1 protein-coding gene is annotated in these 1,272 nt (G+C 58.3%); it reads left to right on the top strand.

Going from position 1 to position 1,272, the window contains the following annotated elements:
- Nucleotides 1-64: 64 nt before the first annotated feature.
- Nucleotides 65-1,254, top strand: a protein-coding gene (locus ACQ7C1_RS31700) for an IS3 family transposase (RefSeq protein ID WP_430961216.1) whose coding sequence is annotated in 2 segments (ribosomal slippage) — nucleotides 65-314 and nucleotides 314-1,254 — 1,191 coding nt in all. Because the reading frame shifts where the segments join, the coding sequence is not laid out codon by codon here.
- The last annotated feature ends 18 nt before the right edge of the window (nucleotides 1,255-1,272 follow it).

Raw genomic sequence — 1,272 nt, 5'->3', positions numbered from 1 at the left:
TGACCTTGCCCCGTTGAAATAATCCATTTTGAAGTAAGCTCTGGCCCATTGAGAGGACCAGAGAATGAAGCGCAAGCGTTTTACAGACGAACAGATTATCAGCATTCTGAAGGAGCACGAGGCGGGCACGCCGGTCTCGGAGCTTTGCCGCAAACACGGCGTCAGCGATGCCAGCATCTATAAGTGGAAAGCCAAATTCGGCGGCATGGACGTGTCCGAGGCCAAGCGGCTGAAGACGCTGGAGGACGAGAACACGAAGCTGAAGCGGCTCCTGGCGGATGCCATGCTCGACAATGCTGCTTTGAAAGACCTTTTGGGAAAGAAGTGGTGACGCCCGCAGCAAAGCGGAACGCTGTCGCGCATCTGATGGATCACCATCGGATGAGCGAACGGCGGGCGTGTAAAGCCATCGGCGTTTGCCGGATGACGATCCGTTACGAAACCAGGCGCATCGACGACCATGACCTTCGCGAGCGGATGAAGGCGCTGGCGCATGAACGCCGCCGCTTCGGATATCGACGCCTTCACGTGCTGCTCAGGCGTGAGGGTCATTTTGTGAACCACAAGAGGCTCTTCCGGCTCTATCGGGAAGAGAAGCTGACAGTGCGCAAACGTGGTGGCCGGAAGCGAGCGATCGGCACACGAGCACCGATGCTGATCCCGATGGCCGCCAATGATCGTTGGTCGCTGGACTTCGTCTCGGATCAACTCACCGATGGGCGCAGGTTCCGGGTGCTGACGGTCGTCGACGATTGCACCAGAGAATGCCTGGCACTCGTCGCCGATACCTCGCTTTCCGGTCTGCGGGTTGCCCGTGAGCTTGACCGGATCATCGAGGGGCGTGGCAAGCCGAAGATGATCGTCAGCGACAATGGCAGCGAGTTCACCAGCAACGCGATCCTGCAATGGACGGATCGGACCAAGCTGGAATGGCACTACATCGCGCCTGGCAAGCCGATCCAGAACGCCTTCATTGAAAGCTTCAATGGGCGGCTGCGAGACGAATTCTTGAATGAGACCCTCTTCTCGTCACTGACCCATGCTCGATCAGCGCTTTCAAACTGGCGCAGCGATTACAACGATCATCGACCGCACTCTGGACTCGGCTGGATGACACCTGCCGAGTTCGCTCAGACAATCAACCCGCGACGTGATGCGGTGCTGCGCAGCCGAAATGGCTCCGCACCGCAACCCGCCGCTACCGCCCCGAATACAGCAACCCAAAACCGCCGGAGCGAACTCAAAACTGGATAAAACTTGGGGGCAAGGTCA

Source organism: Rhizobium sp. Nf11,1 (assembly GCF_050587665.1).
In the GTDB taxonomy this organism is placed as follows: Bacteria; Pseudomonadota; Alphaproteobacteria; order Rhizobiales; family Rhizobiaceae; genus Rhizobium.
The sequence above is the reverse complement of the archived record's forward strand: the minus strand, read 5'-3'. Positions and strand labels throughout refer to the sequence as shown.